This is a genomic window from Candidatus Poriferisodalis sp. (assembly GCF_965204125.1).
Taxonomy (GTDB): domain Bacteria; phylum Actinomycetota; class Acidimicrobiia; order Acidimicrobiales; family Poriferisodalaceae; genus Poriferisodalis.
Window position 1 is genome coordinate 1,218,950 of sequence record NZ_OZ241968.1, and the last position, 13,658, is coordinate 1,232,607.

General features: G+C 69.1%; 10 protein-coding genes. All 10 read right to left on the bottom strand.

Going from position 1 to position 13,658, the window contains the following annotated elements; genetic code table 11:
- Window positions 1-4: 4 nt before the first annotated feature.
- The 10 genes from ACOGXD_RS05705 to ACOGXD_RS05750 all read right to left on the bottom strand — a co-directional run bounded on the left by ACOGXD_RS05705 (window position 5) and on the right by ACOGXD_RS05750 (window position 13,546).
- Window positions 5-1,159, bottom strand: coding sequence for a MalY/PatB family protein (locus ACOGXD_RS05705; protein WP_419916938.1), 1,155 nt, complete (start codon window positions 1,157-1,159; stop codon window positions 5-7).
- A 77-nt stretch (window positions 1,160-1,236) separates the two neighbouring features.
- Window positions 1,237-1,977, bottom strand: coding sequence for a sulfite exporter TauE/SafE family protein (locus tag ACOGXD_RS05710; RefSeq protein WP_419916939.1), 741 nt, complete (start codon window positions 1,975-1,977; stop codon window positions 1,237-1,239).
- A 10-nt stretch (window positions 1,978-1,987) separates the two neighbouring features.
- Entirely contained in the window at window positions 1,988-3,103 is a 1,116-nt protein-coding gene (aroC, locus tag ACOGXD_RS05715; RefSeq protein ID WP_419916940.1) for a chorismate synthase, read from the bottom strand.
- 9 nt (window positions 3,104-3,112) lie between these two features.
- On the bottom strand, window positions 3,113-4,009 hold the full coding sequence (locus tag ACOGXD_RS05720) for a PAC2 family protein (RefSeq protein WP_419916941.1): 897 nt from the start codon (window positions 4,007-4,009) through the stop codon (window positions 3,113-3,115).
- 48 nt (window positions 4,010-4,057) lie between these two features.
- On the bottom strand, window positions 4,058-6,388 hold the full coding sequence (locus ACOGXD_RS05725) for a beta-propeller domain-containing protein (protein ID WP_419916942.1): 2,331 nt from the start codon (window positions 6,386-6,388) through the stop codon (window positions 4,058-4,060).
- 108 nt (window positions 6,389-6,496) lie between these two features.
- Window positions 6,497-7,711: an acyl-CoA dehydrogenase family protein gene (locus tag ACOGXD_RS05730; protein WP_419916943.1), complete on the bottom strand. Its 1,215-nt coding sequence runs from the start codon at window positions 7,709-7,711 to the stop codon at window positions 6,497-6,499.
- A gap of 46 nt (window positions 7,712-7,757) precedes the next feature.
- On the bottom strand, window positions 7,758-11,507 hold the full coding sequence (locus ACOGXD_RS05735) for a hydantoinase B/oxoprolinase family protein (protein WP_419916944.1): 3,750 nt from the start codon (window positions 11,505-11,507) through the stop codon (window positions 7,758-7,760).
- Between the two features lie 50 nt (window positions 11,508-11,557).
- Window positions 11,558-11,965, bottom strand: coding sequence for a RidA family protein (locus ACOGXD_RS05740; protein WP_419916945.1), 408 nt, complete (start codon window positions 11,963-11,965; stop codon window positions 11,558-11,560).
- 49 nt (window positions 11,966-12,014) lie between these two features.
- On the bottom strand, window positions 12,015-12,839 hold the full coding sequence (locus ACOGXD_RS05745) for an enoyl-CoA hydratase family protein (RefSeq protein ID WP_419916946.1): 825 nt from the start codon (window positions 12,837-12,839) through the stop codon (window positions 12,015-12,017).
- Entirely contained in the window at window positions 12,836-13,546 is a 711-nt protein-coding gene (locus ACOGXD_RS05750) for an SDR family NAD(P)-dependent oxidoreductase (RefSeq protein ID WP_419916947.1), read from the bottom strand. The genes ACOGXD_RS05745 and ACOGXD_RS05750 overlap by 4 nt, the downstream gene beginning before the upstream one ends.
- Between the last annotated feature and the right edge of the window lie 112 nt (window positions 13,547-13,658).

The following is a 13,658-nucleotide window of genomic DNA, read 5'->3' on the forward strand; positions in this document are numbered from 1 at the left end:
GCGGCTAGCGGCCGATGGCTTTGGCCATGCGCGCGGTCGCCTCGTCGAGCATCGCAGGCGAAGTGGCGAAGTTGAGCCGCACGTGGCCCGCGCCTTCGGGCCCGAAGTCAAGCCCGGAGTTCAGGTACACGCGACCCCGCCCGAGGAACACCGAGGCAGGGTCGTCGCCCAGGCCCAGCTCGCGGCAGTCCATCCACGCCAGGTAGGTGGCATCGGGCGGCCGGTAGCTCACCTCGGGCAGCCGCTCCGCCAGCAGTTCCGCCAGCAGGTGACGGTTGCTGTCCAGCCCGGCCACCAGCTCGTCCAGCCAGTCCAGTGCCTCGGTCCAGCCGGCGATGGTGGCGACCTGCCCGAGGATGCCGATGCCGCCGATCAGCCGCTTCGGGATCTTGCGGACGATCGGGCCGTAGCGCGACGACGCCGAATGCAGGAACGCCATCCGCAGTCCCGCCATGTTGAACGACTTCGTGGCAGCCGTGACGGTGACCGTCCGCTCCGAGGCCAGCTCGCTGACCGACGCCACCGGGACGTGGCGTCGGGGCGCGTACACCAGATCGCAGTGGATCTCGTCGGAGATCACCACCAGGTCGTGGCGCTCGGCGATGTCGATCACCGCGGCGATGTCGTCGGCGTCGAGCACCATGCCGCACGGGTTGTGGGGCTGGCACAGGATCACGGCCGTCACATCGGGCGCCGACGCCACCGATTCGAAATGGTCGAGATCGAGCTGCCATCCGTCGTCGTGGCGGATGAGCGGGTTGGGCACCACCCGGCGGCCGTGCCCCTCGACGCTGGAGAAGAACGGCGGGTAGGCGGGCGTCTGGAAGATGACGCCGTCGCCGGGCTCGGTGCAGTAGGTGATCGCCAGCTCCAAGCCTTGGATCACGTCGTGCACCCGCACGACGTCGAGCGGGTCGACCTGCCAGCCGAACGCCTCACCCATGCGCTTGGCGAACACACGCAGCACGGGGATCGGCTGGTCGTAGAAGTCGTAGCCCAGGCCGCCCGAGTCGATGCGCTCGCGCACGGCGTCGAGCACGACTGCGGGCAGCTCTACGTCCATGTCGGCGACCCATGCCGCCAGCACGTCCGGGCCTTCGCGTCCCCACTTGATGCCCGGGCGGTTCCGAACCCGTTCGGCGTCCAGTTCGAATATCACGGCGTGACCCTACGCGCCCAGCCGTGCTGGCTTCCCGCTCTTGTTCGCTGCGCTCACGGGCCGCTCGGGCCCCGGGCTCAGTACAGGCCGATCATGCGGCCGGCGAGGCCGAGCACCGCGACGGCCAGCACGGGCCGGATCAGCCGCTCGCCGCCGCGCACCGCCCAGCGGGCACCCAGCCAGCCGCCCACAGCGAAGCCGGCGGCCACGATGACGGCGAATCCCCAGTGCACCTGGTCGTTCAGGATGAACACCGGCACGGCCACCATGGTCAGCACAGCGATCACCACCACCTTGACTGCGTTGGCGTTCACCAAGTCGAGCCCGGCGTGCGACAGCGCCAGCACCAGCAAGAGCCCCACACCTGCTTGAAACGCGCCGCCGTAGGCCCCGATCAGGAAGAACACCGCCACGGTCAGCGCCCTCGGCCAGACAATCTCGTCGCCGCGGGCCTTGGGCGGCCACAGGCTCAGGATCAGCAACGGCACCATCAAGATGCCGAAGACCCGCTCGAAGGCTGTGTCGCTGAGCAGGCTGGAGACGGCATAGGCACCGATCACCGAGCCGATCAGCGCCGGCAGCAGCACGGGCACCGAGCGGCGCAGACCCGACACACCCTCGGACCGGTAGCCGGCCACCGACGCCAGGTTCTGCGTGACGACGCCGATGCGGTTGGTGCCATTGGCCACCAGCCCGCCGAGATCGCCGACCACCGTGAGGAGGCTGACCGTCAGCAGCGAACCCCCACCTGCCATGGCATTCACCACGCCCGCCACCACGCCCGCGGCCGCGACGAGCGCAATCTGTGCGATGTCCATCGGCTGACCGTCAGCCGGATGGCTGCGGCGGCGAAGGAGCGTCTGCGAGCTGGGTTGTCTGCTGGCGCAGGAGGTGGTCGGCCAGCACCAGGCAGACCATCGCCTCGACCATCGGCACCGCCCGGGGCAGCACGCACGGATCGTGGCGGCCGCGGGCGGCGAGCACCGTGGCCTCGCCTGAGCTGGTCACCGTCTTCTGCTCGCTCGCGATCGTTGCAGTGGGCTTGAAGGCCACACGCAGCACGATGTCGGCGCCGTTGCTGATGCCGCCCTGGATGCCGCCGCTGCGATTGGTGACCGTGACCGGTCGGCCGTCAGGGCCGGGCGCGAACTCGTCGTTGTGGGTGCGACCGGTCATCAGCGTTCCGGCGAAGCCGCTGCCGATCTCCATGCCCTTGGCCGCCGGCAGCGACATCACCGCGCCGGCCAGCTCGGCGTCCAGCTTGTCGAAGACCGGTTCACCCAAGCCCGGCGGCACGCCACGCGCCACGCAGGCCACCACCCCGCCCAGCGAGTTGCCGTCGTGGCGGGCAGCGTCGATGGCCTCGGTGATTCGAGCGGCGGCTGCGGCGTCGGGGCAGCGCGTCGGGTCGGCCTCCACGTCGTCGCGGGTCAACTCCGCAGGATCGACATCGGCGTTGATGTCGCTGACCGAGCTGACCCAGCCCAGTACCTCCACCCCGGCCATCGCCAGGATCTTCCGAGCCACGGCACCTGCCGCAACCCTGCCGACGGTCTCACGAGCCGATGCCCGGCCGCCCCCCTGCCAGTTGCGGATGCCGTACTTGGCCTCGGTGGTGTAGTCGGCGTGGCTCGGCCGGTACTTGGTGGCCATCTCGGCATACGCGCCGGGCCGGGCATCGGTGTTGGCCACGGTCATGCCGATGGGTGTGCCCAGCGTGAGGCCTTCGAAGACACCCGAGTGGATCGTCACCCGGTCAGCTTCTTGGCGCTGGGTCACGATGCGGCTCTGGCCGGGGCGTCGACGGTCCAGGTCGATCTGCACATCGGCTTCGCTCAACTCGATGCGTGCGGGGCAGCCGTCGATGATCACCCCCAGCGCCCCGCCATGCGATTCGCCGAACGTGGTGACCGCGAAGCGCTCCCCGAACGTGCTGCCGCCCATGTGAGAACCCTACGACGGCTCGTCGGGAGGCGATTCGCGCTGCTCGGCCAGGAACTTCTGGAATTCCAGCGCGATGTCATCGCCGCTCGGCAGATTCTCCTCGGCGGTGCGGTCGGCCTCGGCCTCGAGCTGGCGGATGTAGGCCACGATCTCGGGATCTCGCGCCACCGCCTCATCGACCCGCTGCTCCCAGGTCTGCACGCTGCTGTCCAGCTCGCGGTAGCCGGTCCTCACGCCGGTGACCGTCTCGAAGTGGGCCAGCAGCGCCCGCGTGCCCTTGGGATTCGGCGGGCCCGCGACGTAGTGGGGCACCCCCACGCGCAGCGACACCACAGGAAACGCAGCCCGATCCAGCACGTCGTGCAACGTGCCGATGATGCCGGTGGGACCCTGGTAGGTGGGGCTGTCGAGGCCTAGGCGAGCGGCCAGCTCCCCGTTGGCGGCGCTGCCCTTCACCGAGGCGGTCCGAGAGTGGGCCACACCAGCGACCATCGCCCCGAGCGTCACCACCATCTGGCAGCCGAGTCCGCGGGCGATCTCCGCCACCCCTTCGCAGAACGTGCGCCAGCGCATCCGCGGCTCGATGCCCGAGAGCAGCACGAGATCGTGCGGCGGGGCAGCGGGCACGACATGGCATTCGATCTCCGGCCAGCGAATGCGGCGCTCCCCGTCGGGAGTGATCTCGATGTGCGGGCGGCTCTCCTGGAAGTCGAAGAACTCCTCGGGGTCGATATGGCAGACCCTGCGTGCCTCGCTTCGCTCACGGATCCACGTCAGGGCGCCGGTGGCGCACTCGCCGGCGTCGAACCAGCCCTCGAACGCCACCAGCAGGAGCGGGTTGTGCAGGTTCGGCGCACCGTCCCACACGACGATCGGCTGCTCTGCTGGATCTTCGGCCCCGGTCACGGCATCACTATGGCCGATGCGTGCGCGTATCGCGCCCGGAATTGTCGCTCAGCGGGCCCAGGTGAGCAGCGAGGCGCGTTCCAGCGAGTCCAGCCAGACCGATTCGAGCGCCTTGTTCGATGCGAGGTAGAGCCGGTCGCCGACCACGGCGCTGGCGGTCACCTGCGCCTGCCAGTCGGTGTCGAACCAGCAATAGCGCTCCCACGGGCCGGGCTCCTCGGTGCCGTCGGGGCTGACGATGATCTCGCGCGACTCGCGGCACTTGCGCAGCGGCGGGTCGGCGTGGCTGATGCGTGCGCGCTCGGTGAGCTCCGCGCCTGCCGTTCCCAGCGCCACGGCGCCGATGAACGGGGGCTCGCTGCCGCTGTCGTCGAACGGATACTGGTTCAGCGGCAGCACGGCCAGATCGCTCGGCTGCCAGTGCAGGAAAGCAAGCGCGTTGAACTCCACCTGGCTGTGGCCGCCCGGGGCGGTCCACTGGGCGATTCGCTGCGGCTGGTCCAGATCGGCGATGTCGAACAGCGACACCTGGGTGCCCACGGTGAAGCCCTCCTCGGTGGCCTCCTGGCCGACGCCGAGCAGCAGGTCGGCGCCGAGCGGATGGAGGTACGCCGAGTAGCCGGTGATCTTCAGCTCGCCGCGCACTGCCGGTGCGGTCGGGTCGGACAGGTCGAGCAGGTACAGCGGATCGACCTGGCGGAACGTCACGACCGCGGCGATGTCGCCGAGATACCGCACTGCGTAGATCCGCTCGCCCACACCGAGCCCGTCGACGCGGCCGACCTCGGCGAGGCCGTCGGGGCCGACCGCGAGCACCGTCACGAGGCTCTCGGACTCGGGGGCGACCTCGGCGCGCCAGGTCCACCAGGGCTGGCCGGTGGTGGTCGCAATGCGCAGGTGGCCCTCGTGCTCCGACATCGAGTACTGGTTCAGCACGGTGCCCGTCACCGACGCTGAGCCGACGTAGGTGCTCGTGGCTCGCCCGGTGGTGCCGAACATGTGGATCTCGGTCTCGACGGGCGTGCCGTCGCCGGGGCCTGCCGGCTCGACGCCCCAGTCGTGCCATCGCGTCGTGGTCACGTAGAGGTGATCGTGTGAGGCGTACACCGTGCTGCCGTCGGACATGATCGTCGTGGTGTCCATCGCCCCGGCCAGCCCGTCGTCAGCGATGTCGATAGTGGTGACGCTGAGCGTGCCCGGGCCCGCGTAGTGCGGGGGCGCCCAAACGCGGTCGCAGTCAGCGAGGCGCCCGCCTGAGACGGGCGTGCCGGTGTCGTCGTTCAAGACGTAGCGCGGCAGCCAGTCATCGAGCGTGGTGCCGACAATGAGATCGCGGTTGGCCCCGGTCGAGCGCTCCTGCGCGCCGAGGTCGGCCGTCTGGGGGATGGCCCAGTGAATCGCACGCGGGCGTGAGGTGGTGACCACCCGCACCACGCCATCGGTGAGGCGGGCGCCGATGTAGTTGCCTTCGATGTCCAGCCGTCTGGTGACCCGTGGAGTGGCACCGCTCAGATCGATCTCGACGATCTCGGTTGTCGGCCCCCAGCTCGGTGCCGGCTCGGTGCCGCTGGGCTCGCCGCCCGGTTCGACGAACGGCACGATGATGTCCCACTGCGACGCGAACACGAGCACGCGGTCGCCGTGCAGCAGCAGGTTCGAAACCCAGTGATCATCGAGCTGGACAGAGGCGATCAGTGTCGGCTCGGGGCCCGTCACGTCCACCATGTGCACGCGGTTCTCGCTCGCCACCACCATGCGCCGACCGTCGGTCTTGAGCACGTGGGGCTCGTCGATTCCCGCTTCCTGCACGTTGGACGTGCTGTAGTCGACCCCCGGCTGCGGCGACACCGCTCCGGCCCCCGCCGAGTCATCGGCAGCCGCCTCAGCCTCCAGCACATCGCCTCCGAAGCCGAAGTCGCCGCCCAGGCCCCACGGGCCCACAGCCGCCGCCGCGTTTTCGTGGATGTAGTCGAGCACTGCGCCGCACTCGTCAAACCGATGCAGGGCTGCGACCTCGACGTCATCAGCGGGCGCCGTCACGCCTGCGCTGGCGGAACCGTCTTCAGTCGAGCCGTCTTCCGTGTCGGAGCCACCTGCCGATGTGTCGTTCTCGCCTGGCTGGGCTCCAGCCGAGGACCCGTCCTCGTCGGCACCGGTTTCGTCCGCACTCGAGGCAGATTCGTTCAGCTCGCCGAGATCTCCGTCGTCGACGGCAGTGGTGGCTGCGGGCTGTGCTGTGTCTGGCGTCGGTTCGTCGGCGGCACTGTCATCGGCGTCGCTTGCGCAGGCCGCCGCGAGCAGGCTCACGGCAGCCAGCACGGCCAGCAAGCACCACCACTTGGCGGCCCTGGACTTGGTGTGCTCGGGCTTCTCAGTCATCAACTCACACGACGCCATGGGCACCTGCAGGGTTCCACCGGCGACGTTACGTTCAGATGAAGATCCCCACATGACACCGGCAGGGATGCGCAGCCGACAGTTGGGGAACTAGCCGTCGTCGGCCACCTCGTCGTAGAGGCCGTTGCGGCCGAGGCGCACGAGCAGCTCTTCGGTGCTCCACGGCAGCATGGTGGCCCCGCAGCGGGCATCGCGGTAGTGCTGCTCCAGACGGCCGGGCCGCAGCAGCGATCTCCCGCCGCAGGTCCGCAGCGCCAGCGATGCCATCTCCGGGGCGCTCTCCATCGTGGTCACGGTCGCCACATGCGCCCGCCGCAGCTCCTCAGGGCTGGGATCGGCCCGGAGCTCGCTGAGCACCCGGTAGGTCAGCGACTGCGCCCGGTCGTAGATCAGCTGCAGCTGCGCCCACCCGGTCTGCTTGATCGGGTGGTCGCGTGACGCCTTCACCCCCGACTCGCCCCGCAAGTAGGTGCGGGTGGCGTCGAGGATGGCCCGCATCAGCCCCAGATAGCTGAACGACAGGGTCATGTAGAACTGCGGGAAGCGCTCCACCATCGCGTTGAACATGCCCGGCGGCAGCACCTCATTGCGAGCCGGCACGAACACGTTGTCCATCACCAGCGTGCGGGAATCGGTGCCGCGCATGCCGATCGGGTCCCAGTCGCCGACGATCTCCGCGCCGTCGCCGTCAGCCGGCACGCCCAGCAGGCGGATGTGGGGATCGCCCTCCACCACCGCCAGCACGTTGTGCACGTGAGCAGCGCCGCTCAGCGAGGCGAAGATCTTGCGACCTGTCACGCGATAGCCGCCCTCGGTGGGCACCGCCATGGTGCTGAAACCCGATCGCGCGCCCGGCGCCTGGCCCTCGGAGAACGGCTGGGAATGGATGACGCGGCCGCCGACCATTCCCTCCCACAGGTACGGCCGGGTTTCGGCGAGATGAGCGGCCATGGCCCCGTCGGGGTCCAGCTCACGCCCGCGCTCGCCGGCCAGCAGTGCCTCGGCGATCGGGCCGGAGAGCAGCGCAGTGGCAGTGTGCATGTTGAACGTCAGCGCCGTGGTGGCGCAATGCCGACCCATCTCCTCGGCCACGAGCGCGTAGCCCACAAAATCGGCACCCAGCCCGCCGACCTCGGTGGGCACGCACAGGCCCAGGAACCCGGCATCGGCCAGGTCGGCCCAGTTCTCGTGCGGGAAGCTGGCATCGCGGTCGTAGGTGGGGGCACGCTCGGCAAATGCAGGCCCCAGCTCGGCCATCCGGGCCACGAGCTCGGCTCGCTCGGGCGTCAGCACCTGTTCATTCATTGCTCACCCTGTCTCGCTCGGCGGTTCACGTACATCTCATGGGCACTTACCCCGCAGCAACCGGCAGCGGCGTGCCGTAGCCGCCGCCTCCGGGCGTGTGGATCTCCATCACGTCGCCCTCGCCGACCTCCACCCGAGCACAGCCGGCCAGCTCGGTGACGGTGCCGTCGATCCGTTCGAGCAGATTGCGCCCGCGTGCGCCGTCCTCGCCGCCGGCAACGCCGAACGGGGCGATGCGCCGGCAGCTCGACAGCAGGTTGGCCGTCATGGGCTCGCCGAAGCGCAGGCGCCGCACGACGCCGTCGCCGCCGTCGTTTGCGCCACGGCCGCCCGAGCCTCGGCGCACCTCGAATCGCTCCAGCAGCACCGGGTGGCGCTGTTCGAGAATCTCTGGGTCGGTGAGGCGGGTGTTGGTCATGTGCGTGTGCACCGCATCGGCGCCCGGGCGACGCGCCGTGGCACCAGCTCCCCCGCAGATGGTCTCGTAGTACTGGTGCGCGGCGTTGCCCCAGATGAAGTTGTTCATGGTGCCCTGCGAGGCCGCCACCACCCCCAGCGCACCGAACAGCGCATCGGTGATCTGCTGGGACGTCTCGACGTTGCCGGCGATGACCGCAGCGGGCGGGTGGGGCGAGAGCATCGAGGGGTCGGGCACCACGAGTTCGAGCGGCCGCAGGCAGCCGGCGTTCAGCGGGATGGCGTCGTCGACCATGCAGCGGAACACGTAGAGCACCGCCGAGCGGCACACGGCCACCGGGGCGTTGAAGTTGCCCGGGTGCTGACCGCTGGTGCCGACGAAATCGACGACCGCGCTGCGCTGGTCGGCATCCACCGAGATCCGTACGCAGATCATGCTGCCGTCGTCCAGCTCCATCCGGTAGCTGCCGTCCTCGAGTGCGTCGATGACCCGGCGCACCATCTCCTCGGCGTTGTCGGCCACATGGCCCATGTAGGCGTGCACGACGTCCAGCCCGTAGTACTCGACGATGCGGGCCAGCTCGACAGCCCCCCGCTCGCAGGCCGCCACCTGGGCGCGCAGGTCGGCGATGTTCTGATCGGGGTTGCGGGCCGGCCACGGACCGCTGGCGAGCACCTCGCGCACCTTGTCCTCGAGGAAGCGACCCTCGGTCACGATCTGGAGGTTGTCGAGGACGAGCCCCTCCTCGTCGATCGTGGTCGAGTCGGCCGGCGCCGAGCCGGGCACGCAGCCGCCGATGTCGGCGTGATGACCTCGGGAGGCCACATAGAAGATGCGCTCGAGGCCTGCTGCGTCGAACACCGGGCGCACCACCGTCACGTCGGGCAGGTGCGTGCCTCCGTTGTAGGGATTGTTGAGCACGAAGACGTCGCCGGGCGCCATGTCGGGGTTCTGCTCGATGACCGTTCGGATGGACTCGCTCATCGAGCCGAGATGCACCGGCAGGTGCGGTGCATTGGCCACCAGCTCGCCGGAGAGATCGAAGAGCGCACAGCTGAAGTCGCGCCGCTCCTTGATGTTCACCGACACTGCGGTGTGCTCGAGCACCACTCCCATCTGCTCGGCGATGTTCATGAACAGGTTGTTGAAGATCTCGAGCTGCACCGGATCGACGCTGGTGCCGATCGCCACTCGTGAAGGTCGAGCCACCACCCGATCCAGCACGAGATCGCCGCGGTCGGTGATGGTGCCCTGCCAGCCGGGCTCGATCACTGTCGTGGCATTCGGCTCCACGATGACCGCCGGGCCTGCCGCCACCGTGCCGGGCGCCATGGCGGTGCGGTCCCAGAAGGGCGTGTCGTAGCGCTCGCAGGTCGGCTGCGTTTGGCCGTCGCCGTTCGTTGCTGCGCCTGCGGTCGAACCCATGTAGGTGGGATGCGTGGCAAGCAACGGCTCGCGGTCGCCGGCCGGCGGTGCGGCAGGCGGTGGATCGACGGCCTGGCCGCGGGCCTCGATATGCAGTGCATCCACCACCAGTGCCGTTGCGGAATTCGCCCCTCCAGGCGGGCTGAAGCCGAACCTCGTCCGATGCGCGAGCTCGAACGCCGCTGCCACCTCGGCCGCTGTACCCATCGGCACTTCGAGCGATGTGTCCGAGCCGCGGTACCGGACGGCGAGACGGCCCGTCACCTCGATCCGATCGGGCGACACGCCGGCGGCGGCCACCGCGTCGACGGCACCGGGCACAGCCGCGGTCAGGCGCCGGTGCAGCTCGGCAATGAGTGCGGGATCCAGGGGGGCTTCGACGGGTTCGGCACGCAAGTCGGTGACATCAGCCAGCCCGATCCCGAGCGCCGACAGCACGCCTGCGTGCGGGTGGATGAGGACCGTGGTGATGCCCAGCCGATCGGCGACCCGGCAGGCGTGCTGACCGCCAGCACCGCCAAAGCAAACGAGCGTGTAGGCGCTGACGTCGTGGCCCCGCTCGGTGCTGATCTTGCGGATCGCGTTGGCCATGTTCTCGGCTGCGATCTCGCCGTAGCCGAACGCCACCTCGGCGGCGGTGCGGCGCACGCCGCTCGCGTCGCCGATCCGGTCGGCCAGCTCGGCGATGCCGCGGGCGGCAGCACCGGCGTCGAGCGGCTGATTGCCGCTAGCGCCGAAGACTGCAGGAAAGTACTCGGGCCGGATGACGCCCAGCACCGCGTTGGCGTCGGTGAGCGCGAGCGGGCCGTCGTTGCCGTAGCAAACCGGTCCGGGGTCGGCGCCGGCGGATTCGGGGCCGACACGCAGACGGCTGCCGTCGAACGTGAGCAGCGATCCGCCCCCAGCAGCGACCGTGTGCATGTCGATGATCGGTGTGCGGACGCGGATTCCCGCCACCTCGGTCTCGTTCGCCCGCTCGAACTCGCCGGCGAAATGGGAGACGTCGGTCGACGTGCCGCCCATGTCGAAGCCAATGAGCCGTTCGAATCCGGCTGCCTGGGCGGTGCGGGCCATGCCGACGACGCCGCCGGCAGGACCTGACAGCAGTGCATCGCGGCCGGTGAAGCGGCGGGCATCGGCCAACCCGCCGTTCGACTGCATGAACTGCAGCTGCGGTCCCCCTGCCGCTTCGGCTGCGCTGTCGCTCTGCGCGGCATCGGCTGTGCCATCGCATTGCGCAGCGTCGCCGCTGCCGATTCTCGACGCGACGGCGTCGACGTAGCTGCGCAAGATCGGGGACAGGTAGGCGTCGGCCACGGTGGTGTCGCCGCGGGGGACGATCTTGACCAGCGGGTCCACCTCGTGACTGACGGAGACCTGGGAGAAGCCGATCTCTCGCGCAGCGACTGCCAACGCGGCCTCGTGGTCGGTGTGCCGGTACCCGTGCACCAGCACGATGGCCACGGCCTCCATGCCACGCTCACGCGCCGCGGCCATGCCTTCTCTGGCCGACGCCAGATCCAGCGGGCACAGCACCGTGCCGTCCGCAGCGATGCGCTCGTCGACTTCGAGCACCTCCGAATAGAGCATCTCGGGCAGCACGATGTCGAGCTTGAACAGGTGCGGGCGGGTCTGGTACCCGATGCGCAGCACGTCGGCGAAACCGGCCGTGGTCACGAACAGGGTCGGCACGCCGCGGCGCTGCAGCAGCGCATTGGTTGCCACCGTGGTGCCCATCTTCACCGACCTGATCCGGTCCGGCGGCAGCGCCTCACCGCGGGGCACGTCAAGCAGGTCGGCGATGGCCGTGGTGGCTGCGTCGTCGTAGCGGCGCGGGTCCTCGCTCAGCAGCTTGTGCGAGACGAGACTGCCGTCGGGCCGCCGGGCCACAACATCCGTGAAGGTGCCGCCACGATCGACCCAGAAATCCCAGCCAAGGGTTGCTCGGCTCATGGCAGGACCCTACGTGCCGTCCTCGCCGAGGTCCGTCTCACGGCCCGCTCTCAGTCGGGAACGACGGCCGTGGCAATGATCTCCACCATGGCATCGGGTTCGACCAATCCCGTTGTCCCCAGCAGCGCCATTGCAGGGAAGTGTCGACCGAGGTGCTTGCGGTGGGCGGCCCCCACGCCGCGAAGATCACCGCGGTAGGCCTGCACATCGGTCGCATACACCACCATCGACACAATGTCGTGCGGCTCGCCGCCCGCGTGTGCCAGTGCTTCGACGACGTTGCCGAGCGCCACGTCGTACTGCTCAGCGAAGGAGTCGCCGACGACTGCGCCGGTCGAATCTGCGGCGATCTGGCCGGCGAGATACACCGTCCGCCCGTCGGCCGGCACGACCGCGTGCGCGAATCCCGGCGAGGGAGACATCGATTCGGGGCTGATCAGCCGGTGAGGTGTCGTCATTGCAGTGTCCCTGTGTCTCGAGGTCGTTGCGCGTGTTCGCGCCTGCACCTCATCGTCCCGTCCATTTCGGTTCCTCCGACGCTCCGAAGGCACGGTGGAACTCGGCGTGGTCGTCGGTGCGCATGAGCAGCGCCTGCGTCATGGCTTCGAATTCGATGGCTGCGGCCAGGCTCATGTCGGCTTCCCGGCTGATCAGCAGCTTCGTGGCCTGGTACGCAAGTCGAGGCCCGTCAGCGAGGCGCCGTGCGAGCGCCAGGGCCTCGCTCAGCAGATCGTCTGGGGCGACCACGCGGTTCGCCAAGCCGATCTCGACCGCGTGGTCGGCGGTCACCGCGTCGCCCAGCATCAGGATCTCGGTGGCGCGCCCCTGCCCGACCAGCCGGGGCAGCAAGTAGGCCGAGCCCATGTCGCCGCCCGACAGCCCGACGTTGGTGAACAGGAAGCGGAACTTGGCGTGCGGCACGCAGAGACGGAAGTCGCTCGCCAGCGCGATCACGGCACCTGCTCCCGCGACCGTGCCGTTGATGGCGGCGATGATCGGGATCGGGCACTCGCGCATGTTCTGGATGACCGCACCCGTCATGTGGGTGAATTCGAGCAATTGCTTGGGGTCGAACGTCACGAGCTCGCCGATGATCTCGTCGACGTCGCCGCCCGAGCAGAAACCCCGTCCCTCGCCGGTGATGACGATGGCGTCGATGTCGCCTCGCAGGGGTGCCTCCCGGAACAGGTCCCGCAGGTCGGCATAGACATCGAAGGTCAGGGCGTTGAGCTTGTCGGGGCGCTGGAACGTGATCGTGGCCACCCGGTCATCGAGGCTGACGTCGAAGTGCTCCCAGTCGTAGGTGAAGGGTGCTGATGCGCGGAATGTCATGAGGGTCCTCCGTCGAGCACGATCTCCTGGCCGTTGTGCTCGCCGGCCAGCAGCTCCATCACCGCATCTACCACTTCGGCGATCTCGATGATCCGCCCGTGGGGGGTGGCCGTGGCCAAGGCGGCTTCAGCCTCGGCGAGGTTCTTGCCGGTCTGGCGGGCGATGTTGGCGATCGTGGCCACGGTCATCTCCGTGCGGACGAACGTCGGGCACACGGAGTTGGCCGTGACCCCGGTGCCATCCACTTCGGCCGCGACCACACGCATCAAGCCCATGACCGCGTGCTTGGACGACGCATAGGCGGCGATGTACTTCGCGCCCTCGACGCCGGCGATCGAGGCAACCGTCACGATCCTGCCGGCGTCGCGTTCCAGCATTCCGTCGATGATGGCTCGGGTGCACAGGAATGCACCGGTCGCATTGACCGCGATGCTGCGGTGCCACTCCTCCAAAGTCGTGCGGCCCAGCCGGTTCGATCCCGACACGCCGGCGTTGTTGACGAGGATGTCCACCGGGCCGATGTCGGAGAACGTCGAAGCGACTTGCGCTTCATCGGTCACGTCACAGATGCGGGCTTCGACCCCGGCGAACGGCTCAGCAGGCGCCGAGGTGGCCAGGGCGATGACGTCGTGGCCTGCACTGGCGAGTTCGAGGCTGATGGCCCGGCCGATCCCGCGAGTGCCTCCGGTGACGACGGCCGTGCTCATGCCACAGCTCCGGCGTTGTCGAGCATGGTGGGGACTGTACTACTCTTTTTGACATCGCAAATTTCACGCGATCTCAGGGATTCGGCGAACGATGATGCGCCGCGAACGGACG

Excerpts from the sequence above, each read along its gene's own strand:
- ACOGXD_RS05725 (WP_419916942.1), bottom strand. The coding sequence starts at position 6,388 with ATGACTGAGAAGCCCGAGCACACCAAGTCCAGGGCCGCCAAGTGGTGG.
- ACOGXD_RS05745 (WP_419916946.1), bottom strand. The coding sequence starts at position 12,839 with ATGACATTCCGCGCATCAGCACCCTTCACCTACGACTGGGAGCACTTC.
- ACOGXD_RS05710 (WP_419916939.1), bottom strand. The coding sequence starts at position 1,977 with ATGGACATCGCACAGATTGCGCTCGTCGCGGCCGCGGGCGTGGTGGCG.
- aroC (WP_419916940.1), bottom strand. The coding sequence starts at position 3,103 with ATGGGCGGCAGCACGTTCGGGGAGCGCTTCGCGGTCACCACGTTCGGC.
- ACOGXD_RS05735 (WP_419916944.1), bottom strand. The coding sequence starts at position 11,507 with ATGAGCCGAGCAACCCTTGGCTGGGATTTCTGGGTCGATCGTGGCGGC.
- ACOGXD_RS05750 (WP_419916947.1), bottom strand. The coding sequence starts at position 13,546 with ATGAGCACGGCCGTCGTCACCGGAGGCACTCGCGGGATCGGCCGGGCC.
- ACOGXD_RS05740 (WP_419916945.1), bottom strand. The coding sequence starts at position 11,965 with ATGACGACACCTCACCGGCTGATCAGCCCCGAATCGATGTCTCCCTCG.
- ACOGXD_RS05730 (WP_419916943.1), bottom strand. The coding sequence starts at position 7,711 with ATGAATGAACAGGTGCTGACGCCCGAGCGAGCCGAGCTCGTGGCCCGG.